At 68.7% G+C, this 26360-nt stretch carries 25 protein-coding genes; 12 read left to right on the top strand and 13 right to left on the bottom strand.

The genetic code is table 11. The features are described 5' to 3' along the window. Window positions 1-3: 3 nt before the first annotated feature. Genes LX88_RS32260 through LX88_RS32250 form a run of 3 tightly spaced genes read right to left on the bottom strand, consistent with a single transcriptional unit; the run spans window position 4 to window position 3035 of the window. Window positions 4-744, bottom strand: coding sequence for a thaumatin family protein (locus tag LX88_RS32260; RefSeq protein ID WP_258951554.1), 741 nt, complete (start codon window positions 742-744; stop codon window positions 4-6). Between the two features lie 30 nt (window positions 745-774). Next, window positions 775-1959 (bottom strand): response regulator transcription factor, encoded by a 1185-nt coding sequence (locus LX88_RS44440; RefSeq protein ID WP_258951553.1) that lies wholly within the window; start codon window positions 1957-1959, stop codon window positions 775-777. Continuing rightward, entirely contained in the window at window positions 1956-3035 is a 1080-nt protein-coding gene (locus LX88_RS32250) for a helix-turn-helix transcriptional regulator (RefSeq protein WP_258951552.1), read from the bottom strand. Before LX88_RS32250 ends, LX88_RS44440 begins: the two co-directional genes overlap by 4 nt. A gap of 381 nt (window positions 3036-3416) precedes the next feature. Between LX88_RS32250 and LX88_RS32245 the strand changes: the two genes are divergently transcribed. After that, window positions 3417-4406, top strand: a complete 990-nt coding sequence (locus LX88_RS32245; RefSeq protein WP_258951551.1) for a glycoside hydrolase family protein — start codon at window positions 3417-3419, stop codon at window positions 4404-4406. Here LX88_RS32245 and LX88_RS32240 read toward each other — a convergent pair. Beyond that, window positions 4403-5308 (bottom strand): LysR family transcriptional regulator, encoded by a 906-nt coding sequence (locus tag LX88_RS32240; RefSeq protein WP_258951550.1) that lies wholly within the window; start codon window positions 5306-5308, stop codon window positions 4403-4405. The two genes, LX88_RS32245 and LX88_RS32240, sit on opposite strands and share 4 nt — an antisense overlap. Window positions 5309-5379: 71 nt before the next feature. Here LX88_RS32240 and LX88_RS32235 point away from each other — a divergent pair, with 71 nt between their 5' ends. Then, window positions 5380-6048: a nitroreductase family protein gene (locus tag LX88_RS32235; RefSeq protein ID WP_258951549.1), complete on the top strand. Its 669-nt coding sequence runs from the start codon at window positions 5380-5382 to the stop codon at window positions 6046-6048. A 29-nt stretch (window positions 6049-6077) separates the two neighbouring features. After that, entirely contained in the window at window positions 6078-6941 is an 864-nt protein-coding gene (locus LX88_RS32230; RefSeq protein WP_258951548.1) for an AraC family transcriptional regulator, read from the top strand. Here LX88_RS32230 and LX88_RS32225 read toward each other — a convergent pair. Together LX88_RS32225 and LX88_RS32220 are read right to left on the bottom strand one after the other, a co-directional pair. Beyond that, entirely contained in the window at window positions 6919-8100 is a 1182-nt protein-coding gene (locus LX88_RS32225) for a hypothetical protein (RefSeq protein WP_258951547.1), read from the bottom strand. The two genes, LX88_RS32230 and LX88_RS32225, sit on opposite strands and share 23 nt — an antisense overlap. 3 nt (window positions 8101-8103) lie before the next feature. Continuing rightward, window positions 8104-8919 carry an SDR family NAD(P)-dependent oxidoreductase gene (locus LX88_RS32220; protein WP_258951546.1) on the bottom strand — a complete coding sequence of 272 codons (816 nt, stop codon included), beginning with the start codon at window positions 8917-8919 and terminating at the stop codon, window positions 8104-8106. A 425-nt stretch (window positions 8920-9344) separates the two neighbouring features. Here LX88_RS32220 and LX88_RS32215 point away from each other — a divergent pair, with 425 nt between their 5' ends. Beyond that, window positions 9345-10331 carry a hypothetical protein gene (locus tag LX88_RS32215; RefSeq protein WP_258951545.1) on the top strand — a complete coding sequence of 329 codons (987 nt, stop codon included), beginning with the start codon at window positions 9345-9347 and terminating at the stop codon, window positions 10329-10331. Then, entirely contained in the window at window positions 10307-10729 is a 423-nt protein-coding gene (locus tag LX88_RS32210; protein ID WP_258951544.1) for a nitroreductase family deazaflavin-dependent oxidoreductase, read from the top strand. The genes LX88_RS32215 and LX88_RS32210 overlap by 25 nt, the downstream gene beginning before the upstream one ends. Here the strand turns inward: LX88_RS32210 and LX88_RS32205 are convergent. Together LX88_RS32205 and LX88_RS32200 are read right to left on the bottom strand one after the other, a co-directional pair. Beyond that, the gene (locus LX88_RS32205; protein ID WP_258951543.1) at window positions 10685-11248 is read right to left on the bottom strand and encodes a hypothetical protein; all 564 of its coding nucleotides are present in this window, start codon (window positions 11246-11248) and stop codon (window positions 10685-10687) included. The genes LX88_RS32210 and LX88_RS32205 overlap by 45 nt on opposite strands. Beyond that, window positions 11245-11808 (bottom strand): TetR/AcrR family transcriptional regulator, encoded by a 564-nt coding sequence (locus LX88_RS32200; protein ID WP_258951542.1) that lies wholly within the window; start codon window positions 11806-11808, stop codon window positions 11245-11247. Before LX88_RS32200 ends, LX88_RS32205 begins: the two co-directional genes overlap by 4 nt. Before the next feature lie 132 nt (window positions 11809-11940). On the opposite strand from LX88_RS32200, the gene LX88_RS32195 reads away from it, so the two are divergent. Together LX88_RS32195 and LX88_RS32190 are read left to right on the top strand one after the other, a co-directional pair. Further along, entirely contained in the window at window positions 11941-13386 is a 1446-nt protein-coding gene (locus LX88_RS32195; RefSeq protein WP_258951541.1) for a trypsin-like serine protease, read from the top strand. Between the two features lie 189 nt (window positions 13387-13575). Then, window positions 13576-14796, top strand: coding sequence for a glycoside hydrolase family 16 protein (locus LX88_RS32190; protein ID WP_090065038.1), 1221 nt, complete (start codon window positions 13576-13578; stop codon window positions 14794-14796). Between the two features lie 96 nt (window positions 14797-14892). Here the strand turns inward: LX88_RS32190 and LX88_RS32185 are convergent, their stop codons facing one another. Genes LX88_RS32185 through LX88_RS32175 form a run of 3 tightly spaced genes read right to left on the bottom strand, consistent with a single transcriptional unit; the run spans window position 14893 to window position 16775 of the window. After that, window positions 14893-15750 carry an ornithine cyclodeaminase family protein gene (locus LX88_RS32185; RefSeq protein ID WP_258951540.1) on the bottom strand — a complete coding sequence of 286 codons (858 nt, stop codon included), beginning with the start codon at window positions 15748-15750 and terminating at the stop codon, window positions 14893-14895. Window positions 15751-15775: 25 nt separating this feature from the next. Further along, window positions 15776-15937 (bottom strand): DUF397 domain-containing protein, encoded by a 162-nt coding sequence (locus LX88_RS32180; protein ID WP_090010660.1) that lies wholly within the window; start codon window positions 15935-15937, stop codon window positions 15776-15778. A 10-nt stretch (window positions 15938-15947) separates the two neighbouring features. Beyond that, window positions 15948-16775 (bottom strand): helix-turn-helix domain-containing protein, encoded by an 828-nt coding sequence (locus LX88_RS32175; RefSeq protein WP_258951539.1) that lies wholly within the window; start codon window positions 16773-16775, stop codon window positions 15948-15950. Here LX88_RS32175 and LX88_RS44660 point away from each other — a divergent pair. Both LX88_RS44660 and LX88_RS32170 read left to right on the top strand, forming a co-directional pair. Further along, the gene (locus tag LX88_RS44660) at window positions 16714-17091 is read left to right on the top strand and encodes an HC3 family zinc finger protein (RefSeq protein ID WP_372511457.1); all 378 of its coding nucleotides are present in this window, start codon (window positions 16714-16716) and stop codon (window positions 17089-17091) included. The two genes, LX88_RS32175 and LX88_RS44660, sit on opposite strands and share 62 nt — an antisense overlap. Next, on the top strand, window positions 17016-17321 hold the full coding sequence (locus LX88_RS32170; protein ID WP_258951538.1) for a hypothetical protein: 306 nt from the start codon (window positions 17016-17018) through the stop codon (window positions 17319-17321). Before LX88_RS44660 ends, LX88_RS32170 begins: the two co-directional genes overlap by 76 nt. Here the strand turns inward: LX88_RS32170 and LX88_RS32165 are convergent. Then, window positions 17314-18156, bottom strand: coding sequence for a DODA-type extradiol aromatic ring-opening family dioxygenase (locus tag LX88_RS32165; RefSeq protein ID WP_258951537.1), 843 nt, complete (start codon window positions 18154-18156; stop codon window positions 17314-17316). The genes LX88_RS32170 and LX88_RS32165 overlap by 8 nt on opposite strands. Before the next feature lie 23 nt (window positions 18157-18179). On the opposite strand from LX88_RS32165, the gene LX88_RS32160 reads away from it, so the two are divergent. Both LX88_RS32160 and LX88_RS32155 read left to right on the top strand, forming a co-directional pair. Further along, the gene (locus LX88_RS32160) at window positions 18180-21278 is read left to right on the top strand and encodes a phosphodiester glycosidase family protein (RefSeq protein ID WP_258951536.1); all 3099 of its coding nucleotides are present in this window, start codon (window positions 18180-18182) and stop codon (window positions 21276-21278) included. Between the two features lie 60 nt (window positions 21279-21338). Next, a complete protein-coding gene (locus LX88_RS32155; RefSeq protein ID WP_258951535.1) occupies window positions 21339-23015 on the top strand; it encodes a DEAD/DEAH box helicase in 1677 nt (558 codons plus the stop codon). A gap of 59 nt (window positions 23016-23074) precedes the next feature. Here LX88_RS32155 and LX88_RS32150 read toward each other — a convergent pair whose 3' ends face one another. Beyond that, window positions 23075-25048 carry an RICIN domain-containing protein gene (locus tag LX88_RS32150; RefSeq protein ID WP_258951534.1) on the bottom strand — a complete coding sequence of 658 codons (1974 nt, stop codon included), beginning with the start codon at window positions 25046-25048 and terminating at the stop codon, window positions 23075-23077. Between the two features lie 387 nt (window positions 25049-25435). Between LX88_RS32150 and LX88_RS32145 the strand changes: the two genes are divergently transcribed. Then, entirely contained in the window at window positions 25436-26359 is a 924-nt protein-coding gene (locus LX88_RS32145; protein ID WP_258951533.1) for a hypothetical protein, read from the top strand. Window position 26360 lies beyond the last annotated feature (1 nt).

Here is a 26360-nt window from a genome sequence, read left to right as displayed (position 1 = left end):
GGGTCAGGCCACGGAGTTGAACGTGACCCTGAAACCGCTGCAGTTCGCGCACTGGTACACGGTCTGGTTGCCGGGCTCGGTGTCCTGCTTGGACCACGCGTAGGCCTTGGGGCAACGGGACTTGATGGTGTTGCTGTAGTCGGTCTGCGCGTCGCGGTTGGGGTTGACGCAGTTGATGCGCTGACCGTTGGCGCCGTACTTGACGTACGCGGGGTTGCAGTACGGCAGCAGGTTCTCCGGGCAACCGGCGGTACCGCACGACGTGGAACCCGGTGGTACCGAGGCGTTCACCGGGGTGATGGTCACCGGCACGGAGAAGGCGTTGACGTAGCTGACGTTGTACCAGGGGGCGAGCCGGTCGCGGGTGTCGAAGTTGAACTCGGCGAGGCTGGCCGGCTGTTCGCCGGTGACGCACCGGGCGGCCTGCACACCGCAGTCCCCGACCGCGCAACGGAAGTTCGCACCGGACGTCCCGGTGCACCCCTGCCGGGCGAATAACGTGCCGCGCCAGTGGCCCGGCGAGGCGGTCTCGGGGATCGTGATGGTCGCGGACTGGCCGTGGCGCAGCGTGGGCAGGTTCGCCAACGCCTTGGAACCGTCGGCGTTGACGGTGCTGCCCACCCAGATCGTCTGACCGGTGTTGTTGACCAGGGTGACCGTGTGGTCGACCGCCGCGTTCGCGGTCGGCACGCCGGAGACGGCGAAGGTGAGTGCGAACAAGGCCGCGAGTAGTCGTGTGAGCATCTGCGGGCTCCCTCCCTCAGGCCTCCACGATCACCCGGAGTGGCCTCCCAGGGCACCACGGTCGGTCCGCAAAGTTCCCTCGTGGAGCCAGGCCCACCTGGTGGCCTTCAACTCCCGGCGGCCGGACAGGTCGAGCTTGCGGTAGACCCTGGTCAGGTGCAGCTCGACGGTCCGCGTCGCCATCGCGAGCCGGGACGCGATCTCCCTGTTGTTCAGGCCCGCGCACGCGAACCGGGCGACCTCGGCCTCGGCGGGGGTCAGCACCGGCGCCGCGACACCGCACGCGGCTTCGTCGATGCGCCGCAGCAGAACGGGGCCGCCGACGTCGAGGGCCGTGGCACGCGCTCGGGTGTAGATCTCGTGTGCCGCAGCCTGTTTGCCGTGTGCGGTGAGGCGATCGCCGTAGTCGCACAGCACTTCCGCGAGCTCCGTCCGGGCATGTGCCATGTCCAGCAGGCGGATCGCACGTTCGTAGACCACCAGGTCCTCGCCGTCAGGAGGGCTCGCCGCCGCGATCGCGGACAGGCTCCAGCCGAGCGCCCTGGGTTCACCCCAGCGAGTCGCGGCAGCGTGTTCCTCCCACGCCAGGCGCAGGGCTTCCGCGGTGTCGCCGCACGCCAGCGCGGCGCGTGCCGCCAGCGAACGCCACGGCAGCACGGCGGGGTTGCCGACACCGGCCTCTCTGCCGCACGCGAGGTAGCCGTCCAGGGCGTCCCGCGGGTGGTCCAGTGCCATCGCCACCGCCGCCTCGGCCGCGAGGAACAGCGGACCGCCGGCGTCGTGGATGAGCAGGGCTTCGGCCTCCCGGAGTTGCCCACGGGTTATGAGCAGTTCCACCGTCGAGAGCAGCACGACCGGCCGGATCTCGGCGGTGATGCCGTTGTGCCGCAGCAGAGCGAGCAGCGACGAGCACCTCGGGAGGTCACCGGTTCGGCGCGCGACGCAGGCCTGGGCGAGCACCACGTGGTCTGCCAGCACCTGGTCACCGGGTCTCTCGTCGAGCAGGGCGAGACTGTGCGCGTCGGCGGCGGCAAGCTCTCCCGCGCAGACCAGCGTGCCCAGCGCCCGCGACACGCACCGCGCGTTCGTCCTGCAGGCAGGCGATTCCAGCGCCTGCTCGGCCGCCTGGACGGCGTCGGTCCAGTTCTCCCCCGCCGCCAGCAGATCCGCCGCGACGGCCGCCCGGCACTCATGGCCCGGGGCCGGCACGTTCACGCCGTCGGGACGAACGCCCGGCGCAGCCCTGGCCTGCCCGCCACGCCCATCTTGCGGTAGACGCGGGTGAGGTGGAACTCGACGGTGCGCAACGTCAGGCCCAGCTCGGCGGCGATCTCGCGGTTCGACCGGCCCGCCCTGGCCAGCAGGGCGATTCTGCGTTCCTGTGCGCTCAACGCGGACTCGCCGTTGTTGCGCAACAGCCTCGACGTCAGCGCGTCCGCAGCTTGCGTCCACTGTGGACAAGTACGCAGGTGCCGCGCGTGCTTGCGGGCGCGCTCGACCTCTCCGCGCGCCAGCAGGAGCTGCGCCAGGTCGTGCCGCGCGCGAAAAGCCTCGGAGGTCCGCCCCAGGAGGGTGATCGCTTCTTCGAGCAGGACGTCGTCACCGCCGCGCGCCAGCGCCGAGGCGTGCAGCGCGAGTCCGATGCCCCGTGGCGCACCCCAGCGTCTGGCCGCGACCAGGTCCTTGTCGGCGCAGATGCGCGCGAGCACGAGATCTCCCTGATCCACGGCGGCCAGTGCGGCCCACGACCGCCACGGCAGCACCGCTGGATTCACGACGTCCGACGCCGCGAGGAGCCGCCCGCACTCAAGGAACTCGTCCAGTGCCGCAGCGCTCTGTCCCTCCGCCAGCAGGAGCCGGCCGCGGGCGAAGCGCAGTTCGGCGCTGTCCGGGGCATGTTCGGCCTCCAGCACAGCGCGTGCCCTGCCGAGTTCCCCTGTCTCGGTGAGCGCGAGGACCAGCCACGCGGCCGCGACGACGCGAAGCCGCGGGCGGACGTCCCGGCCGAGCAGCCGGCCCGCCGCGCGAGGATCGCCGCGCAGCAGCATGATCCGGCCACCGAGCAGGTCGTGCACGTCGCGGCTGACGCCGGTGGCGGCGATCCAGTGCCGTTGGGCCAGCTCGAGTTCGTCGGCGTAGGTGAGGACCAGCACCGCCTGCCAGAACGTGTCGTCGTCCAGCGGCTCCGCCGTCAGCGCCTGTCGTGCGGTGGCGACCGCCTCCGCCCGGCCGGTGAGCACACCCGGCCCATTCCGGACCAATTCACACCGGAGCGGGCCGTTGTTCGTCATTCGACGGCGTCCTTCCGCGCCCGGATCACAGTCGCCAATTGATACGCGGCGCGACTTTCTCCCACCATTGTTCTCGTCCGGCGAACAGATTTGATCAATGGATCTGAGCAGCAGAAACACGGCATGGCCGACTCCTCCGCGCACCGTCTCGATTGGACGCCCACCTGGTCTGGACCATACCGTCGATCACATCTCGACTGAACCGTGAATTCTTCTTTCTTCTTCACTTGGCAAATCGGATTCACAGGGTCGTTCAAGGAGCCGGCCGCACCCGGTGATCATGCGATCCAAGCTGATAATTCGTATTACAGCCTTGTTCCACCACATCCTCACCCCCTACCGTCCGGAACGTCGGAGTCCTCGACGCAAAGGAGCGTTCTCATGACACCGAACCGCCGACAACTGCTGCTCGGGACCGCGGGCGCGGCCTTGCTGGCAGCGAGCGCCGGGGCGGCACCCCAGGCCGCCGCCGCACCCGCGGGATTCCCGGACTACCGCTACCGCAGGCTCGCCCTGGTCAAGAGCAAGCTCCGCTACAACCCCACCGGCGAACTGATCTTCCCCACGATCCGAGGCACGAAGGACCGGATCCCCGGCGCGCTCGCCGCGTACTACCTCTACTACGCGCCGCACGACGCCCCCGGCGGCATCTGCCTGGCGTACGCGAACTCGCTGGACGAGGAGTTCACCGAGTACGCCGGAAACCCGATCATCACGCGGAACTGGCCCGGCGAGTACTCCGTGTCGCACGTGTCGTCGCCGCACGCGATGTGGAACGACGACGCCAAGCGCATGTACCTGTACTTCCACGGCGAGAACACCGTGACCCGGCTGGCCAGTTCCGCCGACGGCATCCACTTCTCCTACGAGAAGGAGGTCCTGTCCACGCGCCTGCTGCCCGCCGGGACCACGGAGACCTCCTACGCCAGGGTGTTCCGGCACGACCTGCCGTCGCGCAACGCCCGGTACGTGATGGTGTTCATGCTCAACAACACGACGAACCGGCGGGACATCGGCTGGGGCTGGTCGGCGAACGCCCGTGACTGGACCTTCGCGCAGGCCCCGCTCGTACGGCACCAGGACGTGGGCGCGGTCAACATCGGCGGCCCGCACCTGTTGTTCCGCAACAACAGCGTCTACGTCGTGTACAACACCGACCGCGGCAGCGGCGGCAACATCCTGATCACCGAGGTGGGCCGCGACTTCTCGCTGCGCAGGCACCTGGGCGTCTTCCACGACTCGCTGTCCGGAGCACCGGACAACGGCAGGTCGGCCGCGCCCTCCTTCGGCACCTACCAGGGCCGCGAGTACATGATCTACGAGGCCGGGGACCGGCTGGCGGGCAACATCGCCATCGCGCAAGCGATCTAGACGGCGAACAGCGCGGCGCAGTGGTCGGCGAACGCTTGTGCACGACGCGTGAGCGGTCCGCCGGCCGCCCAGCCGAGCACCACGGGCGTGGTCGGCACGTCGTCGCGCAGCGCCACTGTGACCACCTCCAGCCCTTCGTACGACGTGGAGAGCGCGGGCTGCTGGACGGTGATCGAGTAGCCGATGCCGCGCGCCACCAGGGATCGCGCCAGTTCGAAGCTGCGCGCCCGGTGCGCCACGACCATCTCGACGCCGGCCGCTGTGAACACCGAACGGAAGTAGCGCTCGCTCGGCGGAACGTCCAGCAGCACGAACGGATCGTCCGCGAGTTCGCGCAGAGCCACCGCACGCCGCCGGCGCAGGCGGTGCCCGGCCGGTAGCAGCACCTTGGGCGGCTGGTCGTACAACGTCCTGGTGGCGATGCCGGGCACCAGGTCCTGGTCGTAGAGGAACGCGATCTCGCACCGCCCGGTGATCAGGTCTTCGCCGATCTCCGGCAGGCTGCCCTCCACGAACCGCACGGACACCTCGGGGTGCGCGCGTTCGAACGTCGCGATCACCGCGGGCAGGTGGAACGGCGCGATCGGCGCGTAGCAGCCGACCGTCAGCACGCCGCTGACCTGCCGGCTCAGACCACGTGCCTCGGCACCGAGGTCGCCCATGGCCCCGACGACGCGGCGGGCGTCCGCGAGCACCCGCACGCCCGCCGCCGTCAGCGCCGCTCCTCTGCGTGGCGACCGGACGACCAGTCGCAGGTCCAGCACCCGTTCCAGTTCGCTCAGCGCCAACGAGATCGCGCCCTGCGACACGTGGCACCGCGCGGCGGCCGCGGTCAGCGAGCCCGTCTCGGCCACCGCGATCAGGTATTCGAGCTGCCGCAGCGTCACGTTGGGCAGATTCATGAGTTGAGCTTATAACTGACCGAAGAAACTTGAACTGGTCAAAAGAGTGCAGTCCGGGCATCGTCCGACCCGTGACCCGACCGCACACCCACCCGTTCATCCCGTTCACCCCGGCCCGGCTGCCGATCGAGGAAGGACTCGACCGCGGCAGGGACTTCCACCGGCTGCTCGACACGCGCCGGTCCGTGCGCTGGTTCTCCCCCGATCCCGTGCCGGCCGAGGCGATCGAGCTCGCGGTGATGGCCGCGAACACCGCTCCGAGCGGGGCGCACCAGCAGCCGTGGCGGTTCGTCGCCACCCGGAACCCGGACCTCAAGCGCCGCATCCGTGCGGCGGCCGAGGAAGAGGAACGCCGCTTCTACCACGAGCGCGAGCTACCGGAATGGCATGCGGCGCTGGCACATCTGGAGACCGACGCGAACAAGGAGTTCCTGGAGATCGCACCGTGGCTGGTGGTCGCGTTCGCCCAGAAGCAGCAGGACGGCAGGAAGACCTACTACACCAACGAAAGCGTCGGCATCGCGTGCGGGTTCTTCATCGCGGCAGTGCACTCGATGGGCCTGGCGACGCTGACGCACACGCCGAACCCGATGACGTTCCTGACCGACCTCCTCGGCCGTGACGGCGAGCGGCCGTACATCCTCTTCCCGATCGGCTACCCGGCGGACGACTGCGAGGTGCCGGACCTGCGCCGCAAACCGCTCGGAGACGCACTGACGTTCGCCGACGGACTTGCCTGATCGTCCCACCACCGTGGACCATCGGGAACGTGGACGAACTACGCGCGCTGATCGCCAAGCATGCCCGGCCGGACATGACCACGATCATCGACGGCGTCCTGGTGTCGAGGACCACGGCAGGCGGCCCGCCCTCGCCGTCGATGTCCGGCACGATCCTCGCGTTCGTCGCCCAAGGCCGCAAACGCATCGCGTTGGGCGAGCGCGTCTACGACTACCGGGCCGGCCAGTACCTGGTGGCCTCGATCGACATGCCGATCACCGGCAACTACGTCGGCATCAGCCCGTCGGAACCCGCGCTCGGCCTCGGGCTGGTCCTCGAACCGGACCTGGTCGCCGAACTGCTGCTGACGGGCGACCTCCCGAAGCCCGCGGGCACCCCGGAGGGCCTGGCCGTCAGCGACGCCTCCCCCGAGTTGATCGACGCCGTGACCCGGCTCGCGCGCCTGCTCGACCAGCCGAGGGACGCGCGGGCGCTCGCCCCGCTGATCAAGCGGGAGATCCTCTGGCGGGTCATGACCGGCGAACAGGGCGCCGTCGTCCGCCAACTGGGCGCGCAGGACAGCAGCCTGAGCCACATCGCCAGGGCGGTCCGGTGGATCCGGGAGAACTACGCCGAGTCGTTCAAGGTCGAGAACGTCGCGCGGATCGCGGGCATGAGCGAGTCGGCGTTCTACCGCAACTTCCAGGCCGTCACGGCGATGAGCCCGATCCAGTTCCAGAAGCAGATCCGCCTGCAGGAGGCCAGGTTGCTGCTCGCGACGAACTCCGACGTGACGAGCGTCAGCCACCGGGTCGGCTACGACAGCCCGTCGCAGTTCAGCCGCGAGTACCGCCGCCAGTTCGGCGCACCGCCCAGCAGGGACGCGAAGCTCACGCTGCAGCCCGCTCCCTGACGTCCAGGTACACCGCGCGGACCTCCAGCGTCCGCTCGACCTTCTCGATCATCGGCGCGAAGAACTGGCGCCGGTGCTCGGCGTCGCTCATCGAGGTCACCGAGAAGTACATGCTGCCGAACGCCGCGAACAGCGTGGCGTTGCGCAACATCGCCGACGGCACGCCGGGGATCAGCGACATGTTCGGCGGCGACCCGATCCACTGCTCGGCGATCGGGGGCGTCACGACGATCAGGCCCAGCAGCACGAAGAACGCGAACAGCGCGAGCCCGATCACCGCCGCCTGCACCAGCTGCCTGATCGCGAGCATCACCAGCAGGTTGCGCGTCTGACGGCCGTTCAACCGCTTGGGCGGCAACGGTTCGGCGATGTCCACCTCGGACAGTGGTGTGCCGTTGCACGCGACCTTCAGCACCTCCGGCCGCAGGTCCTGCTCCACGCGGCCGATCTCGTCGCGCAGCCGGGCGGCGGCCGCGAGCACGGTGATCGAGGCGAACAGCAGCACGACCAGGCTGACGCGGGGCCACCGCAGCTGGTTCATCGCCTGCCACAGTTCGCCGGTGAAGAACAGGAACAGTGTCACGAACAGCATCGGCGGCAACGCCCGGCCGAGCAGGTGGACGCTGTTGCCCAGGTCGGCGATCACGTGCCGGATGGCGGCCTTGAGCAGTGCGCCCAGCCCGTAGGTGGTGGCCAGCATCGTCGCCACGAAGGCCACGCCGAAGACGACGACGAACCACACCAGGGCGACCCAAACCGACTCGGAGTCCTCGTCGCCGTCCGGTGCGGTGAACTTGACGTCGATAGCGGACTGGATCAACGGTGTGAGCACCGGGATCGCCGCGTACACGACCAGCAGCAACACCGTCATGCGCGGCGAGAAGCTCGGCATCCGCCGCACGAACAGCGAGAGCAGGATCCACGCGGACACCATGACCGCGACGATCACCCCGAGCAGCACCCAGCGCGACAGGCCGGCCGACTGCTGCAGCACCAGCCACGCGAGGCTGCCGACCGCCACGAACGTCAGCGCCGGCAGCATCCTCGGCAGCACGTGCGACCGGAACCCGTAGCCCTCGATCATCGTCGGCGCGCCCTGCTGGACGAACCACTGCTCGGTCCGCCGCACGACCGTCTCCGAAGCCACGGCGAGGATCATGCCTCACCGCTCGAACAGGCGCGCCATGATGGAGTAGTAGTGGGTCGGCGTGATGCGGGCGAGGGCGTCGAACACGTAGGCGTCCGGCCCGACCAGCACGCGCGCTTTGCCGCGTTCGACACCGCGGTGGATGACTTCGGCGGCCTTGTCCGGGGTGGTCAGTGCGATCTTGTCGAAGTCCGCCGCGATCTGGTCCAGCGACCGGCCCTGCTCGTCGAGCTCGGTGTGGAAGCGCCCCTTGCGGACGATGTTGGTCTTGATGCCGCCGGGGTGCACCGCGACCGCCGAGACGCCGGTGCCGCGCAGTTCCTGCCGCAGCGAGTCGGTGAACCCGCGGACCGCGAACTTCGCGGCGCAGTAGGCACTCTGGTTCGGCATGCCGCACAGCCCGAACACGCTGGACGTGTTCACGACGACGCCGTAGTTCTGCTTGAGCAGCATCGGCAGGAACGCCCGCGTGCCGTTCACGACACCCCAGTAGTTGATGTCGAACAGCCAGGAGTCGTCCTCCGCCACGGAGTTCAGCACGCTCGTGGACGTGGCGACGCCCGCGTTGTTGAACACCGCCGCGAGCGGCAGGTCCAGCCAGTCCTGGACCTCCTTGGCGAACCGCTGCACGTCGTCGGCGTCCCGCACGTCCAGGATCCGGCTGAGCACCGGGCCCTTCAGCGACGCGGCGGTCTCCTCCAGCCCGATCTCGTCGACGTCGGCGATGACCACCGGCGAGCCGTGCCGGGAGAGCCGCCGCGCGAGGCTGCGGCCGATTCCCGAGGCCGCCCCGGTGATCACCGCTGGTCGCCCTGAGATCTTGCGGACCATGTCTGCTCCCTGTCGTTGGAAGCACCTCACGTTTCCAGTGATAGCTCCGCCACGCCAGAGTCGATCAGCTCGCCCGAACGCCCGCCAGGTCGAGATGCGCGAACAGCCATCGGCGCCCGCAGGGGATCACGTTGTGTATCGCTGATTTCGTGAAGGCATGTTGCGGTTTCTGCGGATCAGGTGGGATCGTGGGCGGCGAAGGTCGGCTAAGGGGTCATGTGGGTCGAATCTGAGATTGTGCGGGGATGAGCGTGGCACGCACGTAGGTTTGTCACCCATTGCTGGCCGATCTGAAGGTGACCACTGTGGTGGTGGAGCGCAAGGACCGTCTGGGCCCATGAACGTCGAACTTGTCGAGACTCCGACCTCGTTCTGCGCTCGTCTTTACGTGCGCCGCTCAGCCAGTAAACGCGCGAAGGAGTCCCTTGATCCGACAGCCGATGGCTGAACCGCACAAGCAGCTACGGGTTCTCGACGCTCCGTTTGTTGTGCCGAGTCCCTCGGGTGTGTCGATCCGCAGCCGTCTCAAGCGCCTGGCCCCGCACGACGCGGAGGTCCTTCGCCAGGTTGGCGACCATCTCGGCTCACTGGCGTCGCGGGACCTCAAGGCGCGGTGCGCGGGTGGTCTGGAGCACAGCAACGACACGTGGGCGGCCCGTAAACAGGGCTTGACCGCCGACTCGTCCTCGCGCTGGGCTGGATCGATCACGAAGGCCACGCACGATCAGTGGGCACTGTCGCGTCGCTGCCAGCTCGCGTACATCCACAACCTCGAAGCCGGTATCCGCGTGCTGACGCACCGGCTGTCGCTGCGGATCGGCGAGAAGGGCACCAAGCGGGCCGCTGGCGGCTACCGATCGAAGGGCGAGTGGTTTCACAAGTCTCGCCGTCTGCACGTGCTGCGACACCGCCTCGATGGGGCTCGTGCCGAGCGTACGGCGGGTGTGGTGAACGTGGTGCGTGGCGGTCGGCGCCTACTCAAGAATCGGCACAACCTGTCGGCCGCGAATCTGACCGAAGCCGAGTGGTGGAAACACTGGGAAGCCGCCCGCTGGTTCCTTGCCGCTGATGGCGAGTCGGGTAAGCGTTTCGGCAACGAGACGGTCCGCCCCAACGCCACCAGAGCGATGGTGCTGGGCATCAGACCTTTCAGGCCGATCGTGGCGTTCGAGGGAGTGAGGGAACCTGTCATTCCGCCACGGACCGCGTTCATCGAGACGTGTCGCCGAGCGGAACGAGAACACGGGAACCCAGTGCATTCAACACCGTTCGGAGTGCACGCAAACTCCAGGACGTGGACACAAAGGCCACTCCTGGACACTGTTCAGGAACCGTGCACAACAGAACCGCCGCCGTCCACGCGGCGAGGTCGACGGGAGCGCTTTGAATGTCCTGGCAGGAAAAAGCCGTGATCGGCACCGATCGCCTGCTCTACAAGCTGACCGGCGGCAAGTTCACCCTCGTCTCGCTGTCGAAGCAGACAGGCCTGACGCTGATCACCGTCGGCGCCAAGTCCGGCGAGCGGCGCGAGAACCAGGTCCAGTACGTGGCCGACGGTGACTCGATGCTGGTCGTGGGTTCCAACTGGGGCAAGCCCCACCACCCCGCGTGGACCACGAACCTGCTGAAGAACCCGGACATCCAGGTGAACGTGCGCGGTGACGTCCGCGACGTGCGGGGCACGTTGCTCGAAGGGGCCGAGCGCGAGGCCGCCTGGACCCGGATGGTGGCGGCCTGGCCCGCGTTCCAGGACTACGTGGAGCGCTCAGGCGGTCGCGAGCTGCGGGTCTTCCGCCTCACTGCGCGCTGAGTCCCACGCCAGCCACACGCAGCCCACGACCATCAGCACGCCGTGGGCGATCCGCACCGCCGGCGGCGTGAAGAACTGCGGCAGGAACAACGCGAACCCGGTGGCGAACACGATCGCCGCCGTGGTGCGGAGCTTCAACGCGACCATGACCGCCGCGACCCCCATGGTGACGAGGCCGAGCCCGAACATCGTGACGGCGAACGGGTTGTAGCGCACGGACTCGGCGAGTTCGAGGATGTTCGGCTGCTGCGCGACGGCGTGCAGGCCGAAGTCCTCGGCGCCGTAGTACGGCAGCGTGAGGCCCGCGCCGACCCAGAACGTGATCGCGGCCGTGCGGTGGATCCGCAGCAGCGCGATCGGCACGAGGATGAAGCCGATCATGGCGAACAGGTGCGACAGCACCCACGCGGTCGATCCCATCGAGGCCGCGGCGCCCGCCGCCGTCGTCTCGTCGTGCCACGGTCTCAACGCGGGATAGAGCAGAAAGAGCAGGCCTGCGGCCGAAAGCGTCCACTTCACGATTTTCCCCTGAGATCGTCGAGGTACATCCGGACGAGCTGGTCGTAGGTGTCGCCGAGACCTTCCGGCAGGCCGAACCCGCCGCTGGACTCGATCGACGCGAAGCCGTGCACGATCACCCGCAGCCGCCGCGTGGCGTGGATGGCGTCCGAGCCCTCCAGGCCGTAGCTCCGCAGCGTGGCGAGGATGAGTTCCATGAACTTCAGGCCGGCCGCCCGCTGCAGTTCGTCGTGCAGCGGGTCCATCGGCGCGGCCGCGTAGCGCTTCGGGTGCTCTTGGACGTACGCGCGGTACGCGTGCATCAGCGCCCTGACCGCCTCATCGCCCGACCGGCCCACCACCGTCTCGGTGAACCGGCGGGTCATGTCCTCCATGACCCTCAGGCCGATCAGGCCCCGGAGGTCGCCGAGGCTTCCGATGTGCTTGTACAGCGAGGGCGTCGCGACACCGGTCCGCGCGGCGACGGCGGCGAGGGTCAGCGCCTCGACGCCCTGCTCGTCGACCAGTTCCAGTGCGGCGTCCACGACCTTGGCGGTGGTGAGACCTGCTCGAACAGCCATAGCTGAAAAGCTAACGCCATTAGCCACCTACGTCAAGCGGGGAGATTTCGTGAAGATCTCGCGGATCCCCGGCGGCGGGGGCCTCCGCGCCGATATGAATGGCAAGTCACTCGCATCGGCAAGGAGAAACCATTGCGATTAGCCAAGATCCTGGGGGCGGTCACCGCGAGCCTGTTCCTCGCGTCGACCGTCACGGCTGCCCCGGCCACGGCCGGACCGACCACGATCGACCCGACCTCCGTGAAGGAGTCGATCGACTACCTGGTGCAGACGTACCGCGTCACCGAACGTGAGGCACTGCGGAGACTCGAGCTCCAGAACGACGCGACGAAGCTCGACGTCACGTTGAAGAAGGAGGCCGCCGGCGAGTACGGCGGCATGTGGATCGACCAGCCGGCGGGTGGCAAGCTCGTCGTCGCGATGACGAAGCCCGTTGCCGCGCAACGTCACATCGCGGCACTGCCGGACCGCGCCAACGTCACCGTGCGCACGGTGAGGAACTCCCTGGCGTCGCTGCGGACGACGTACAACCGGATCAGCGGCCAGGTCGGAGAGAAGGCCGAGTCGGTGTACCTGCCGGCCATCAGCCAGACCGAGAACAAGGTCGTCGTCTGGGAACGCGCGTGGCTCAGGAAGCCCGGCGTGGCGGCGCAGGCGGAAGCGCGCACGTTCGACGCCGACCCGAGCATCGTGTCGGCCCGCACGCTGCAGAAGCCGACGCCGTACGCGGGCGACCCGGTCGACTGGGGTTTCTGCCACCCGCTCTACTGCACGAACTACGGTCCCATGCGCGGCGGTCTGCGCCTGGACATGCAGCGCGACGCGCGCCCCAATGAGGTTCCCACCTGGGGCGGGTGCACCGCCGGGTTCAACCTGCGCACCACGGGCGGCGCGTACCCCGGTGTCCCCTGGGTGCTGACCGCGGGCCACTGCGTGAGCACCAAGACGAACGGCACGCCCACACAGCACAACAACCAGCCGGTCCTGAACCAGCGGGACATCTGGAAGAACGCCTACCCGTACGACTACAACGCCGTGAAGTACGTCAACGCCGCCGCTGCGAACACGTGGCTGGAGGGCCAGACCAACCGCAACACGGTCCTCAAGTACTGCCGCAACGGCGGCCTGGACAGCAACGGCGACACCCCGTGCGGCCCGCAGGCGACCTCCCAGAACCAGGAGATCACCTCGGTCACCCCGCTGGAGCAGATCCTGACCGGCGCGATCGTGTGCGCCACCGGGTCCGGTTCCAGCCGGGTGAACTACCCGGACTCCGTCGACAGCGGCGCCGGTGAGGGCTACCTCGTCGGCACCCGGTGCGGCCGGGTCCTCTCGACCGACGTCGGCATCAACACCGACGTGTGCGCGAGGAACGGCGACAGCGGCAGCCCGTTGTTCAGCCAGGTCACCAAGGCGGGGCTGGGCATCCTCAACGGCAGCCAGCAGGCCCGCAGCGGCGCCTGCCAGCTGGGCGAGCTGAACAACTACTCGCCGCTCTCGACGATCCTCGAGGACCTCAGCGCCCGCCAGGCGAGCGGCGGGTCGGTCTTCAGCGTCATCACCACTCCGCAGGGCTGATCCCGGTCGCCTGGAAGACCGGTTTTCCGGTCTTCCAGGCCACTGCGTTGCTGGCAGAGAGCTTGATCCCCTGAGAGCGCTCTCATCTGACAAATTCGTGAAAACCTTTACACGTTGACCGAGGGTCACGGCGCGACAACACTTCCGAACCACTGGGCGCACAACTCAACACCCGGAAAGGTCGGTTCGATGCAGCGACGCATCGGGACGGCCCTCGCCGCCGCCTTGATGGTGGCCGCAGGGATCACCGTCGCCACCACCAGCCAAGCTCCCCCTGCCAACGCGGCGGTGACCTGGGCCGACGAGTTCAACGCTCCCGCCGGCACAGGTGTCGACGGTGGCAAGTGGAACATGGAAGTGGGCAACAACAACGGCAACAACAGGGAACACCAGTGGTACCAGTCGGGTACCTCGAACGCGGCGCACGACGGCCAGGGCAACCTGGTCATCACGGCCAAGCGCGAGAACCCCGGCAACTACAACTGCTGGTACGGACGGTGTCAGTACACGTCCGCGCGCATCAACTCCGCGAACAAGTTCACCCAGACCTACGGCCGGTTCGAAGCGCGCATGAAGATGCCGCGCGGCCAGGGGATCTGGCCCGCGTTCTGGATGCTGGGCGCGGACATCAACACCGGTAACCCGTGGCCCGGCTCGGGCGAGATCGACATCATGGAGTTCCTGGGACACCAGACGAGCACCGTGTACGGCACGATCCACGGCCCCGGTTACTCCGGCGCGGGCGGCAAGTCCCACGCCTACAACGGCCCGAACTTCTCCGACGGCTTCCACAACTTCGCGGTTGACTGGAAGCCCGGCGAGATCACGTGGTCGGTGGACGGCAACGTCTACGCCCGCAACACGCCGACCGACGTCAACGGCAACCCGTGGGTGTTCAACAAGCCCTTCTTCCTCATCTTCAACCTCGCGGTCGGCGGTGAGTGGCCGGGCTACCCGGACGCCAGCACGACGTTCCCGCAGCAGCTCGTGATCGACTGGGTCCGCGTCTCCAACGACAACCCGCCCACCAGCGGTGGCTCGGAGATCCGCGGCATCGGCGGCAAGTGCCTCGACGTGCCCTGGGCGAACACCGCCAACGGCACGCCCATCCAGATCGTCGGTTGCAACGGCAACGCCGCCCAGAAGTGGAGCCGTCCCGGTGACGGCACGATCCGCGCGCTGGGCAAGTGCCTCGACGTCAGCGGTGGCGGTACCGCGAACGGCACAGTGGTCCAGCTCTGGGACTGCAACGGCTCGGCTGCCCAGAAATGGGCCGTCAGCGGGGCACAGGACATCGTGAACCCGCAGGCCAACAAGTGCCTGGACGCCATCGGCGGCTCCTCGGCCGACGGCACGAGAACCCACATCTGGGACTGCCTCGGCGTCGCCAGCCAGAAGTGGGCGGTCTGAGGTCTCTCCCCGTCCGGCTGCGCATGGCCTGACAGGGAGATTCGAGAGCGCTGGACGTGAACCCCCGCGGCGGATGGGTTCACGTCCAGCGCTCTTCTACGCCAGAAGCCTTGCGACAGCCCAGTCCTGCACCGCGACGCCGACCGACTTGAACACCGTCCGGCCCTCGCGCAGCGGCGGGTTTCCCAGCGCCGCACCGAGTTCGACGAGCGACTCCAGCCTGAGCACACCGCTGCGCACCGCGCGGATGATCTCGCCGGCCTCGCTCAGCGCCGCCTCGACCTGGTCCACCACCACGACCCCGGCGGTCGCCAGCAGTTCCTCCGGCAGCTCGCGCATCACCGGCCGGTACGAGCCGATGGCGTTGACGTGCACGCGTTCCTTGAGCGAGTCGCACCGGAACAGCGGCACTGTCGACGCCGTCGCACAGCACACGACGTCCGCGTCCCGCACGGCTTCGTCCGCGTCGGCAGCCACGTCCATCACCGTGTCCGGAAGCTCGTCCTTCAGGCTCTCCAGCAACGCCTCGGCCTTCTTGGCGTTCCGGTTGAACACGACGAGCTTCTTCAACGGCCGCACCGCGTGCACGGCCCTGATCTGGTCCGCGGCCTGCGCCCCGGCCCCCAGCAACGCCAGGTGCGACGCGTCCTCGTCGGCCAGCAGATCCGTTGCCACACCGACGACAGCGCCCGTGCGCAGGGTCGTGAGCGACACCGCGTCCGTGACGAACTGACCGTCCGGATGCGAGTACACGACCGTGCCCGTGATCATCGGATCCCGTTCGACCTCGATGCTGATCACCTTGACCGCCGTCGACCCCGTGGGCCGGTGGTGCACGGCCATGACGAGCGACCGGCTGTCGCCGAACGCCTGCCTCGGCGGCAGGTCGAACTCCTCCGCCGCGAGCCCGACGAACGCTTCTCGCACGGCCTCGATCGCTGCGGGCATCGTCATGGTTCGGATGGTAACGACCTGCCGGTCAGCGCTCCCGCGTGACGCCCGCGAGGAACGCGGTCCACGCGGCGGCGCCCACCTCGACGTGGGCGGCGGGCGCCTTGCTGTCCCGGATGCCGATGCCGATGGCGACCTCGACGCAGGCACTTGCGTTCGCACTGCGGGTGCTCTTGCGCCACTCAGCCATCCGAGTCTCCTCATGTCAGCAACTTCTTGATCAGCTCCTTCGATTGTTCCGCATCCAAGGCGGCGAGTTGGAGCCCTTCGACGATCCGCCCGTAGGCCTTGACGGCCTCCGGTGCCTCGATGATCAGACTGGAGTTCTCGCTCTCCAGGAAGACGGCGTCCTCGTACTTGTCGAACGTCAGCAGGTCGAACGACCCGGCCATGCCCGCGTGTGCACCGGCACCGAGCGGCACGACCCGGAACACCAGGTTCGGCCGCGCGGCCAGCTTGTCCAGGTGACGCAACTGCTCCTGCATCACCTCAGGCCCGCCGACCTGGGTCAGCAACACCGATTCGGGGATGAAGAAGACCGCCTTCAGGCCGCGCAACGCCTCCTGCCGCAGCACCCGCGCCTCGACCCGGACCTCGATCTCGTCGTCGGGCACGTTCGCGCAAACGGTGATCACGGCACGCGTGTAGTCCTGAACCTGCAGGGTGCCGTGCAGCAGCATCGTCTGCCAGCTGAACAACCTCTTCGCCAGGCGCTCGTGCTCGACCAGCGTGCGCGGACTGATCGGCGCGCAGGCGCCGTGCTCCTGCCACCACCCCTTCACGCCCGTGCCGGTGAACAGCGAGAGCAGGTGGTCCCGCTCCTGCGCCGGCGTCCGGCACACGCCCAGCAGCAGCGCCAGCTCCAGCTCGGTGGCACCGCCTTTGCCGTTGACCAGGTCGGAGATCTTGGCTTCCTGCCAGCCGATGAGTTCGGCGATCTGACGTGACGTCATTCCCGTGGCGGCGATGGCCGCGCGAAGGCCCTCCCCGAACTCACGGCCTCTCACAGTGGAGAATCTTTTCGGCATGAAGAGGACCGTATCTCCATTTTCGGGGACTCCAGAACAATCGAAGCCAACACAACCCAAAAGGGCGTTAGCTTGGAGCTCATCCAAGCTGCAGAATAATCCTGTGAGATTTCGATGGACACCCCACGAAGGGCGGCGGCACGCCATCCACGACGAGCCGGCCAGGGGGCTGCTCGTCGAAACACTGTGCGGTAGTCCCTTCGCGTCACAGGAGCTTGACCTGTGGTCGAACAAGAACGTGTGGCCGACGTGCTGGGACTGCGACGGCATCTGGCGAGAGAGCGAGGGAATCCTGCCATGGCCGCGGAAATCCTGACGGAAGACCTGTTGCGCGTATCTCTTCAGCGCCTCTCGCGTGAGGTGGTGAAGACTTATCCACAGTTCGGCGAGTTGCTCGCGCAGAACATGTTGCGCACGTGCGGCCTGATTCCGGATCTGGAACGTGCGGAGCACTATCGTGAGCTCGGCACGTTGCTCACCGACCTCGGCCGTCTTTATCTGGCCGAGGCTGACTTGCTCTCCACCGTGGAATCTCCTCCTAGCTGATCGCGACGGCGCGGCCGCCGGTGTCGAACTCGTGCGCCAGCGTCCTGAGCGGCTGCCCGCCCGCGGCCCACGCGGCCGTCCACGTCAGGCACTCGGCGGCGCCGTTGCCACCGCGCTCGACCAGGTCGGCGCCGATCGAGTCCAGCCACTCCCACGCCGTTCCGCCGACTCCGGCGAGGAAGGCCTCGTCCCAGGTGCGCACGAGTTCCCGGATCGTGCCTTCGGACCGGGCCTTCTCGTTGACCGACCGGATCCACGCCTGCCGCTCCTCCTCCGTCAGCACCTCGCCCGTCTCGGGCTCGCGGAACCCCGGCAGGTCGTGCGCCAGCCCACCCGAGCCGACGTAGAGGACGCGCCGGTCGGCGAAGAACTCCCCCACGCGGCGGCCCAGCGAGGCGGCGCGGCGGAAGGTCGCGTGCGGCGGGGAGGCGCAGTTGACGAAGATCGGCAGCACCGGTGTGGCGTCGACCGCCCCCAGCAGGTCGCGGGTCGTGTGGCCGAACGCGTGGTCCAGCGCGGCCTCGTAAGCCGTGGCGACGTCGAACTCGCCGGCCACGAGGTCGGCCACGAGCGAACGCCCCAGAGCGGAGGGAACGTCGTACGAGCCGACCGGGCCGGCGACATCACCCTGGGCGGTGGCCTCCAGGACGACGGCGAAGGTCGGGACCACGGAGCGGAAGGCGCGGCGGTGATCGGTGCCGAAGAAGACGACGAGCTCCGGGTCGAACGCCGTGACGGCGTCCCTGGCCGTCGCGATCGCCTCGCGGACCGGGCCGAAAGGCGCGCTCGGCAGGGTGATCAGGTGCGAGGCGCAGACCGTCAGGCGGTTCTTCACCGGGTCAGTCTAGGTTCCGGGGTGTGACGAGACGTGCACTTGCGGTGATCATCGCCGCCGCGCTCCTTGCGCCCGTTCCCCCCGCTCAGGCCGACTCGCCCGGACGCATCGAGACCGAGCGGGTCGAGAGACCCGTTGCTCCCGGGGTCACGCTCAGCTCGTTCGACTGGTACCGGCCCGACGGCTGGGTTCGCGGGGACGCGCTGGCCGTCGACCTCACGAAGGCGCAGGTCGGGTACGTCGATCCCGGCACCGTCTCCCAGGCGGTTCCCCTTTCGCAGCAGACCGGAGGCGCGGTCGCGGCGATCAACGGCGACTTCTTCGACATCGGCAACAGCAACGCGCCGGAGGGCGTCGGCGTCCAGGACGGGCAGCTGCGGAAGTCGGGCGACGGCAGAGCGGCCGGCATCGACGCGGCCGGCATCGGAAGCGTGATGGAGACGTTCTTCGAGGGCACGCTCAACGGCACGCACGAGCTGACGCAGCTCAACAGTGTGCAGATCGACGTCGACGGCATCGGTGTCTTCAACTCGTTGTGGGGCACGTACAGCAGAGCGCGCGCCACGCAAGGTGCGGCCAACACGGCCGAGGTGATCGTCAAGGACGACGTCGTGCAGTCCGTCGGCAGCCCGAGCGACCGGCCCGTCCAGGGGTACGCGCTGGTCGGGCGCGACAAGGGCGCCGACGTCCTCAGGACGCTGAGGCCGGGTGACAGGGCGGAGATCAGCTACCGGAGCCGCACCAGCGACGGCAGCAAGCCGAAGACGGCCATCGGCGGGCGGCAACGGCTGGTCGAGAACGGCAGGAACGTCGCCCCGGCGGACCCGCCGCACCCGCGCACCGCGGTCGGGTTCTCGCAGGACGGCAAGAAGATGTACATGCTCACCGTCGACGGACGCCAAAGCGCCTACCTGCAGGGCCTGGAGCTGGACGACCTCGCCGACGCGATGATCGAGCTCGGCGCGCACAACGCGATCAACCTCGACGGCGGCGGGTCGTCGACCATGCTCGCCCGCGAACCCGGCACCACCGAGCTGAAGGTCGTCAACACGCCCTCGGACGGCTCCGAGCGCCCGGTCCCGAACGGCCTCGCGCTCTACGCCCCCACCGGCACCGGCAAGCTGACCGGCTTCGACGTCCAGACCGCGAGCACGCGCGTCTTCCCCGGCATGACCCGCCGGCTGACGGTGCGCGGCCACGACGAGACGTACGGACCGGCGAGCGACGGGCACGTGTCCCGCGCGACGGGCGGATGGGCCATCGGCGACACCTTCCACGCCGCGCCGCACTCGGGGCCCGCGACTTTCACCGCCTCGCAGGGCCTCACGACCAGGACCACGCCGCTCACCGTGCTGGGCAGGCTCACGAGGCTCGCCCCGGCCGAACCCCGGATCAGCCTGACCGAGCACGAGCGCAAGCCGTTGCAGATCAACGGTTTCGACGCCAGGGGCTTCGGCGCACCGATCGAACGCGCCGACCTCGACCTCAGCTACGACCGCAGGATCATCGAGGTCACCCCGGACCTCCAGATCAGGGCGTTGAACACCGGAGCGACCACGATCAGGGCACGCGCCCAGGGCAAGGAGACGCACGCGGCGGTCACCGTCGGGGCGACCGACCAGCCGCTCGCCACGTTCGACGATGCTCCACAGTGGACGTTCGGTTCCGCCCGCGCGACCGGGAAGGCGGAACCGGAACCGGACGGCCACACCGGCGCGGGCCTGAGGCTCAGCTACGACTTCACGCAGTCGACCGGTACCCGGACCGCCTACGCCGTGCCGCCACGGCCGATCCAGGTCGGCGGGCAGCCCCTGTCGCTCGCCGCCTGGGTCGACGGCCACGGTGAGGGCGAGTGGACGGCGTTCACCGTCACGGACTCGGCGGGGCAGTCGCGGTCGCTCTACGGCCCCCACGTCACCTGGCACGGCTGGCAGCGGATCGAGGTCGCGGTGCCGCCGGAGCTCGAGTTCCCGGTCCAGGTCACCAGGTTCACCGCGATCGAGACCAAGGCCGACCGCTCCTACCGGGGCGAGGTGGTCGTGGACGACATCGTCGCGCGGGTGCCGCCGGCGGTCGCCCTGCCGCCCGTCCCGGACCTGCGCGAGGACGTGATCGGCTTGGCGCGGGGCTGGAAGTTCGCGGTGATGTCCGACGCCCAGTTCGTGGCCCGCGCCCCGGACAGCGACCTGGTCAGGTCCGCCCGCCGCACCCTGCGGGAGATCAGGGCGTCCGGCGCCGAGTTCGTCGTGGTCAACGGCGACTTCGTGGACGAGGCCTCTCCGGAGGACCTGGAGTTCGCCCGCAGGGTCCTGACCGAGGAGCTCGGCGACTTCCCCTGGTACTACGTGCCGGGCAACCACGAGATCATGGGTCCGGGCACGATCGGCGACTTCCGGCGCGAGTTCGGCGCCACGCACCGCACGTTCGACCACAGGGGCACCAGGTTCGTGCTGCTCGACTCGTCGACCGGCACGCTCAGGGGCGGCGGCTTCGAGCAGATGGACATGCTCCGCACCGCGTTGCACACCGCCGAAGGCCAGGCCGTCGTGCTGATGCACCACCCGCCGCGCGATCCGACGCCCGCGCGCACGAGCCAGCTCGCCGACCGGCTGGAGGCGTCCTACTTCGAGCGGCTGCTGTCCGAACGGGACCGACCCACGGCCTTCATCGGCGGGCACGTCGGCGGGTTCTTCGCGTCCACTGTGGACGGGGTCCCGCACGTGATCAACGGCAACTCCGGCAAGGCACCCGCGGAGCAGGGCGGGTTCACCGGCTGGACGCTCGTCGGCGTCTCCGAGACCGGTGTCAAAGCAGAGATCCGGCCGCACGTGGACGCACTCCAGATCCAGGTTCCGGCGACGCTGGAAGCCGGCGCCGCGGAAACGGTTGCGGCGACGGTGAAACAGGGCTCCCGGTCGGTACCTGTCCGTTATCCGATGGCCGCGGTGTGGGAAGGGTCACGTGGTCTGCACGTGGGCGACCGGAGCGGAGTCCGGCCGTGGCACGTCGCCTGGCTCGAATCGGACACCGGCGTCCTCACGGGCATAAGGCCTGGTCAGATCGAGATCACGGTCACCGTGAACGGCGTGACGAGCAGCGCGGACGTGCGCGTGAGCCCCTAGAAGGTGCGTTGACCTGGTCTGAGTGAGTGCGGTGTGAGGCGGTGGGGGAAGATACTCGTCATGACCACCGCCGACAACGGTTCCGCCGACAACGGTTTCGCCGACCTGGGCCTGCGCCCCGACCTCCTCAACGCCCTCAACGCTCTGGGCTACGAGGAGCCGACGCCGATCCAGAGCGAAGCGATCCCGCCGTTGCTCGCGGGCAACGACCTGCTGGGCCAGGCGGCCACGGGCACGGGCAAGACGGCGGCGTTCGCGCTGCCGCTGCTCGAGCGCATCGCCGACAGGATCGGCAAGGGCGAGAAGCCGCTGGCTCTCGTGCTCGCGCCGACCCGTGAGCTGGCCGTGCAGGTGTCGGAGGCGGTCCACCGCTACGGCCGCCACATGGGCGCCCGCGTCCTCCCCATCTACGGCGGCCAGCCCATCGGCCGCCAGCTCCGCGAGCTGTCGCGCGGCGTCGACGTCGTGGTCGCCACCCCGGGCCGCGCGATCGACCACCTCCAGCGCGGCACGTTGCAGCTGAGCGACCTGCGGGTCGTCGTGCTCGACGAGGCCGACGAGATGCTCGACATGGGCTTCGCGGAGGACATCGACGCGATCCTCAGCGAGACGCCCCCCGAGCGGCAGACCGTGCTGTTCTCGGCCACGATGCCGCCGCGCATCGACCGCATGGCCAAGAGCCACCTGCGCTCGCCGGTGCTGATCCAGATCGAGCGCGAGAAGACCGAGCCGGGCGAGGCCCCGCGCGTCCGGCAGACCGCGTACCTGGTGCGCCGCGAGCACAAGCCCGCAACCCTCGGCCGCGTGCTGGACGTCGAGTCGCCGGCCGCCGCCGTCGTCTTCTGCCGCACCCGCGACGAGGTCGACCAGCTCACCGAGACGCTCAACGGCCGCGGCTACCGCGCCGAGTCGCTGCACGGCGGCATCAGCCAGGAGCAGCGCGACCGCGTCATGTCGCGCCTGCGTTCGGGCACCGCCGACCTGCTGGTGGCCACCGACGTCGCCGCCCGCGGCCTCGACATCGAGCAGCTCACGCACGTCGTGAACTACAACGTGCCGTCCGCGCCCGAGGCGTACACGCACCGCATCGGCCGCGTGGGCCGCGCCGGCCGTGAGGGCGTCGCGATCACCCTGGTCGAGCCGCGCGAGAACTCGATGCTCAAGACCATCGAGCGCGTGACCAAGACCAAGATCCCGGTCGAGAAGGTGCCGACGGTCGCCGACCTGCGCGCCCGCCAGCTGGAGCTGACCCGCTCGTCGCTGCACGAGTCGCTGCTCGAGGACGACCTGTCGCGGTTCCGCGTCGTGGTCGAGACGCTGGCCGACGAGTTCGACGTCATGGAGATCGCGCTCGCCGCGGTCAAGCTCGCGCACGAGGCCTCCGGCGCCGCCGCCGACGAGGAGGAGATCCCGGAGGTGCGCCCGCGTGAGGACCGCCCGCGCCGCGACGGTGTCCCCGCAGGCCCGCGCCGCGAGCGCCGTGGCCCGTCCGAGGGCATGACCAGGCTGTTCCTGGGTGCCGGCCGTTCGTCGGGCATCCGCCCGCAGGACATCGTCGGCGCGATCACCGGTGAGACGGACTTGAAGGGCCGCGACATCGGCGCGATCGAGATCGCCGACAGGTTCTCGCTGGTCGAGGTGCCCGGCGACACCGCGAACGACGTGATCGAGCAGCTGCGCGACGCCACGATCAAGGGCAAGCGCGTGACGATCCGCCGCGAGCGCCAGCCCCGCTAGTCCCCCGAACGTGAGACAGCCCCCGCCGAGTTCCGGCGGGGGCTGTCTCACGTCTCAGGTCAGACGTACGCCAGCGTCCAGCGCTGGTTCGCGAGACCGGTGAATTCCCACATGTCGACCCCGGAGCCGTTTTCGGTGTGGTGCCCGACCACGTCGGCGTACCGCAGGGTCAGCGCGCTCTGCAGGCCGTAGGTGTTGTCACCGCCCTGCACGAAGACGAACTGCTGGGTACCGCCGTAGTGGCAGGCGAACTGGATCAACGCGCTGCCGTTGGGCCAGTCGCCGTACCGGACGTCGAGACACTTGCCGGACTGCGCGTTCTCCAGCGCGTACTTGTTCTCGCCGAGCGGGACGATCTTCCACTTCATCTTGTTGCCGCCGACGCAATCCCACAGTTCCTGCTCCGCGAGATCCGCGTTCGCACCCTGGCCCGGCACGTCCCAGATACCGGCGGTCTGCAGGCAACGGCCGGACTCGACGCCCTTGACCTGCACCCAGCCGGACTCGACCGCCAGCACGTTCGCGCGGTGAGTCGGGTCGATGAGGCGCCAGAACTGGTCGGGAGTCTTGGTGTTGCCGCCTTCCACGATGGCCGTGCCGTTGGCGACGCCGCTGCTCAGCGCAGTCGCGAAGCGGCCGGTGGCGACGTTCTGCATCTGGAACGTCCCGTCGGCGGGGTTCTCGACGAACTTCCAGCGCAGGATGCCGGCACCGCTGTCGCAGTGGGTCTGCCCGACGTTCTGACCGAGGACGCTCAGGCACAGCTTGGAGTGCATGCCCCGGATCATGTACTGGTCGTTGTCGTACTGGAACAGTTCCCACAACTGCTTGTGGCCTACCAGGCAGGTCCACAGCTCCATGTAGGCGCCGGGGTTCATCGCGTCGCTGTCCACACCGGCGGTCTGGAGGCAGCTGCCGGAGCCCATGTTCTGGAGCTCGACCACGCGCCGGTTCGACGGCTTGATCTGGTCGCGCTTGAACGCCTCGTGCTGACCAGCGGTGAGGAACAGCCGGCGTGCGCCCAGATCGGCCCCGAGCGCCGCGCGCGCCGCGGAGGCGAGGTTCGGCATGAACCCGTCGCGTTCGGCGCGGTCGAGGATCTCCTTGATGCGAGCCGCGGTCTCGACGGCCTCCTGGCGGTTCTGGTCCTCCAGGTCCTTCTGGTGGGCGGCGTGCACACCGGTGAAGATGTACGCCTTCCACGCCGACGCCTCGCTGCTGCCGGCAGCGACCCCCGCCTCGGCCTTCACCCACTTGCCGGTGCCCCTGCGGTAGATCTCGTAGACGAACTCGCGGTCGGTCATGAGCTTGATCGGGTCGGTGATCGTCGTCCCGGTCGCGACGCCCCAGGCGGAGGCTCGCGCGGACTCGTTGGCGAGGCGTTCCCGCCGCTCGCGTTCGATGCGCTCCGCCTCCTCGAGCTCACGCTGCTGGTCACGAGTCCTCGCGGCGAAGATCTCCGTGACGACGTACGCGGTGCGCTGCTCGTCGGTGGACGTCGGCGTCAGCACCGCCGCTGCCTTCGTCTTCACCTCGCTGTTCGGCTTCGCGCGTTCCCAGAGGCGGAACACGAACTCCTTGAGCTCGCAGTCCAGGTCGGCCTGCGTGAGCCCCGTCCACATGACGATCTTCGCGGCTTCGAGGCGCTGCCGGTCGCGCTCGGACTTGCGCAGGCGTTCGATCTGGTCCTCGCGGTGCGCGGTGAAGATGCCCTGCGCGATGAACCGGTAGCAGGACTCGGGATCCGACGAGCTGCTCGTGAACGCGGCCGCCGCGGCCTCTTTGACGCGCGCGTTGTCGGGAACCTTCGCCTTGTCCCAGACGAAGATCACGAAGTCGCAGTCCCTCAGCGAGTAGGTGCTCGCGGGAGGGGTGGGCGTCAGCGGGCCGATCTGGTTCAGCGCCTCGATCTTCTGGTCGACGGTCGCTTCGGTCACCTGTGCGACGACGGCAGCGGGGTCGGCGCCGGCCGCGGTCGTGAACGGACCGGACATGAACGTGGAGACGACCGTCAGCGCAGCGATTGCGCGCATGCAGCGGCCGCCCAGACTGGATCTGGACAAGTTTGGTTATCCCCCAGGACTCAAGGCACCACAACAACTTCGGTCAGCCCCCAGCCGACCTGATGCCGAGCAGGACTTTGACATGACGCGAACACAGCCCGCAACCAAAGTGATCTGTATCACATTGGGTTGCCGCACCAACCGTGCTAGAAATCCCTGGGCCATTGGGCTCCACACCGTACTTTTTCTGGGGGGAAATGTATGGGGCGCCATACTTTGCTGCGCTCAATTCTTGCTGCCGCCATCGCTTTCGGGGCTGTCGTCGCCACTGGCGTGACGCCCGCGACAGCCCAAGTGATGATCACCGCCGGTGTTCAGGTCAACCTGGCACCCTGGCAACGCGACACCGTCAGACGCATGGCGATCACCGACCCGCTGCCCGAGGTTCAGTCCGCCGCGACGCTCGCGTTGCTGAGCAACCGCGGCGACGAGGCGATCCAGGAGTTCCTGACGGCCGGTTACCCGGCGGCCAAGGAGCGTGCCGCCAAACGAATCGACCTGGACCTCAAGTACATCCGGCACATCAACAGGTTCGCGATCCCGGGCAGCAACGTCCAGGTCACCTCGGCCAACGCACTGCGCGGCACACCGGCCATGCAGAGCCGGTACGTCCAAAGTGGATACGACGAGGCCCAGGAGCTCGACCGCGTCAACGACAACCGCCGTGACGAACGGCTGGCGCGGCTGCACGGGGAGGACCGCGACTACGTGACCTACCTCGCCGCGAACGATCCCGGCGTGCAGGTCCGCGACGCGGCCAATCGGGCTCTCAGCGCGGGCACCGACGAAGCGATCGGCCTGTTCTTCAAGTACTACTGGGGAATCGGTGCGGATCTCGACAACGAGGGCTTCCGCCAGCGCACGCTGGAGCAGAACGAGTTCTGGCTGCGCAAGATCCGTGTGCTCGTCGACGCCGCCCAAGCGGCCGAGAAGGCCGAACGCGAGTCGAGCGGCGAACTCGCCCGCAAGGCGCGCCTGGACGCCATCGCCCACTGGGATCTGGCAGATGCCGAGGCGAAGAAGTCCTCTGTGGACTGGAACGCCGAGAAGGACAAGGCCGACGAACAAGCCGATTTCTGGGCATCAGTGGCCGCGCACGCGCGTGCCGCGATGAGCGAACAGGACTGGGCCGCGGTGCTGGCCCGCGCCGACGCCTCCAACACGTCGTGGGAGGACGAGGCGGCCTGGGCACAGTCGCAGGCCGCGACCTGGCTTGCTCTGGCCGCCGACGCGAAGAGGAACGCGGACGCCGGGCGCGACCGCGACCAGGGGGATCAGTAAC

The sequence above is a fragment of the Lentzea californiensis genome, from assembly GCF_024648825.1.
Lineage (GTDB): Bacteria > Actinomycetota > Actinomycetes > Mycobacteriales > Pseudonocardiaceae > Lentzea > Lentzea californiensis.
This window is presented reverse-complemented; position numbering and strand designations above follow the sequence as displayed.

Bases quoted from the DNA above. Each gene is read 5' to 3' on its own strand.
- LX88_RS32210 (WP_258951544.1), top strand. From the start codon at position 10,307: ATGTCCTGGCAGGAAAAAGCCGTGATCGGCACCGATCGCCTGCTCTAC.
- LX88_RS32145 (WP_258951533.1), top strand. From the start codon at position 25,436: ATGGCGATCACCGACCCGCTGCCCGAGGTTCAGTCCGCCGCGACGCTC.
- LX88_RS32180 (WP_090010660.1), bottom strand. From the start codon at position 15,937: ATGGCTGAGTGGCGCAAGAGCACCCGCAGTGCGAACGCAAGTGCCTGC.
- LX88_RS32260 (WP_258951554.1), bottom strand. From the start codon at position 744: ATGCTCACACGACTACTCGCGGCCTTGTTCGCACTCACCTTCGCCGTC.
- LX88_RS32250 (WP_258951552.1), bottom strand. From the start codon at position 3,035: ATGACGAACAACGGCCCGCTCCGGTGTGAATTGGTCCGGAATGGGCCG.
- LX88_RS32240 (WP_258951550.1), bottom strand. From the start codon at position 5,308: ATGAATCTGCCCAACGTGACGCTGCGGCAGCTCGAATACCTGATCGCG.
- LX88_RS32150 (WP_258951534.1), bottom strand. From the start codon at position 25,048: ATGCGCGCAATCGCTGCGCTGACGGTCGTCTCCACGTTCATGTCCGGT.
- LX88_RS32200 (WP_258951542.1), bottom strand. From the start codon at position 11,808: ATGGCTGTTCGAGCAGGTCTCACCACCGCCAAGGTCGTGGACGCCGCA.
- LX88_RS32225 (WP_258951547.1), bottom strand. From the start codon at position 8,100: ATGATCCTCGCCGTGGCTTCGGAGACGGTCGTGCGGCGGACCGAGCAG.
- LX88_RS32220 (WP_258951546.1), bottom strand. From the start codon at position 8,919: ATGGTCCGCAAGATCTCAGGGCGACCAGCGGTGATCACCGGGGCGGCC.
- LX88_RS32175 (WP_258951539.1), bottom strand. From the start codon at position 16,775: ATGCCGAAAAGATTCTCCACTGTGAGAGGCCGTGAGTTCGGGGAGGGC.
- LX88_RS32155 (WP_258951535.1), top strand. From the start codon at position 21,339: ATGACCACCGCCGACAACGGTTCCGCCGACAACGGTTTCGCCGACCTG.
- LX88_RS32190 (WP_090065038.1), top strand. From the start codon at position 13,576: ATGCAGCGACGCATCGGGACGGCCCTCGCCGCCGCCTTGATGGTGGCC.
- LX88_RS32245 (WP_258951551.1), top strand. From the start codon at position 3,417: ATGACACCGAACCGCCGACAACTGCTGCTCGGGACCGCGGGCGCGGCC.
- LX88_RS44660 (WP_372511457.1), top strand. From the start codon at position 16,714: ATGGCCGCGCGAAGGCCCTCCCCGAACTCACGGCCTCTCACAGTGGAG.
- LX88_RS32185 (WP_258951540.1), bottom strand. From the start codon at position 15,750: ATGACGATGCCCGCAGCGATCGAGGCCGTGCGAGAAGCGTTCGTCGGG.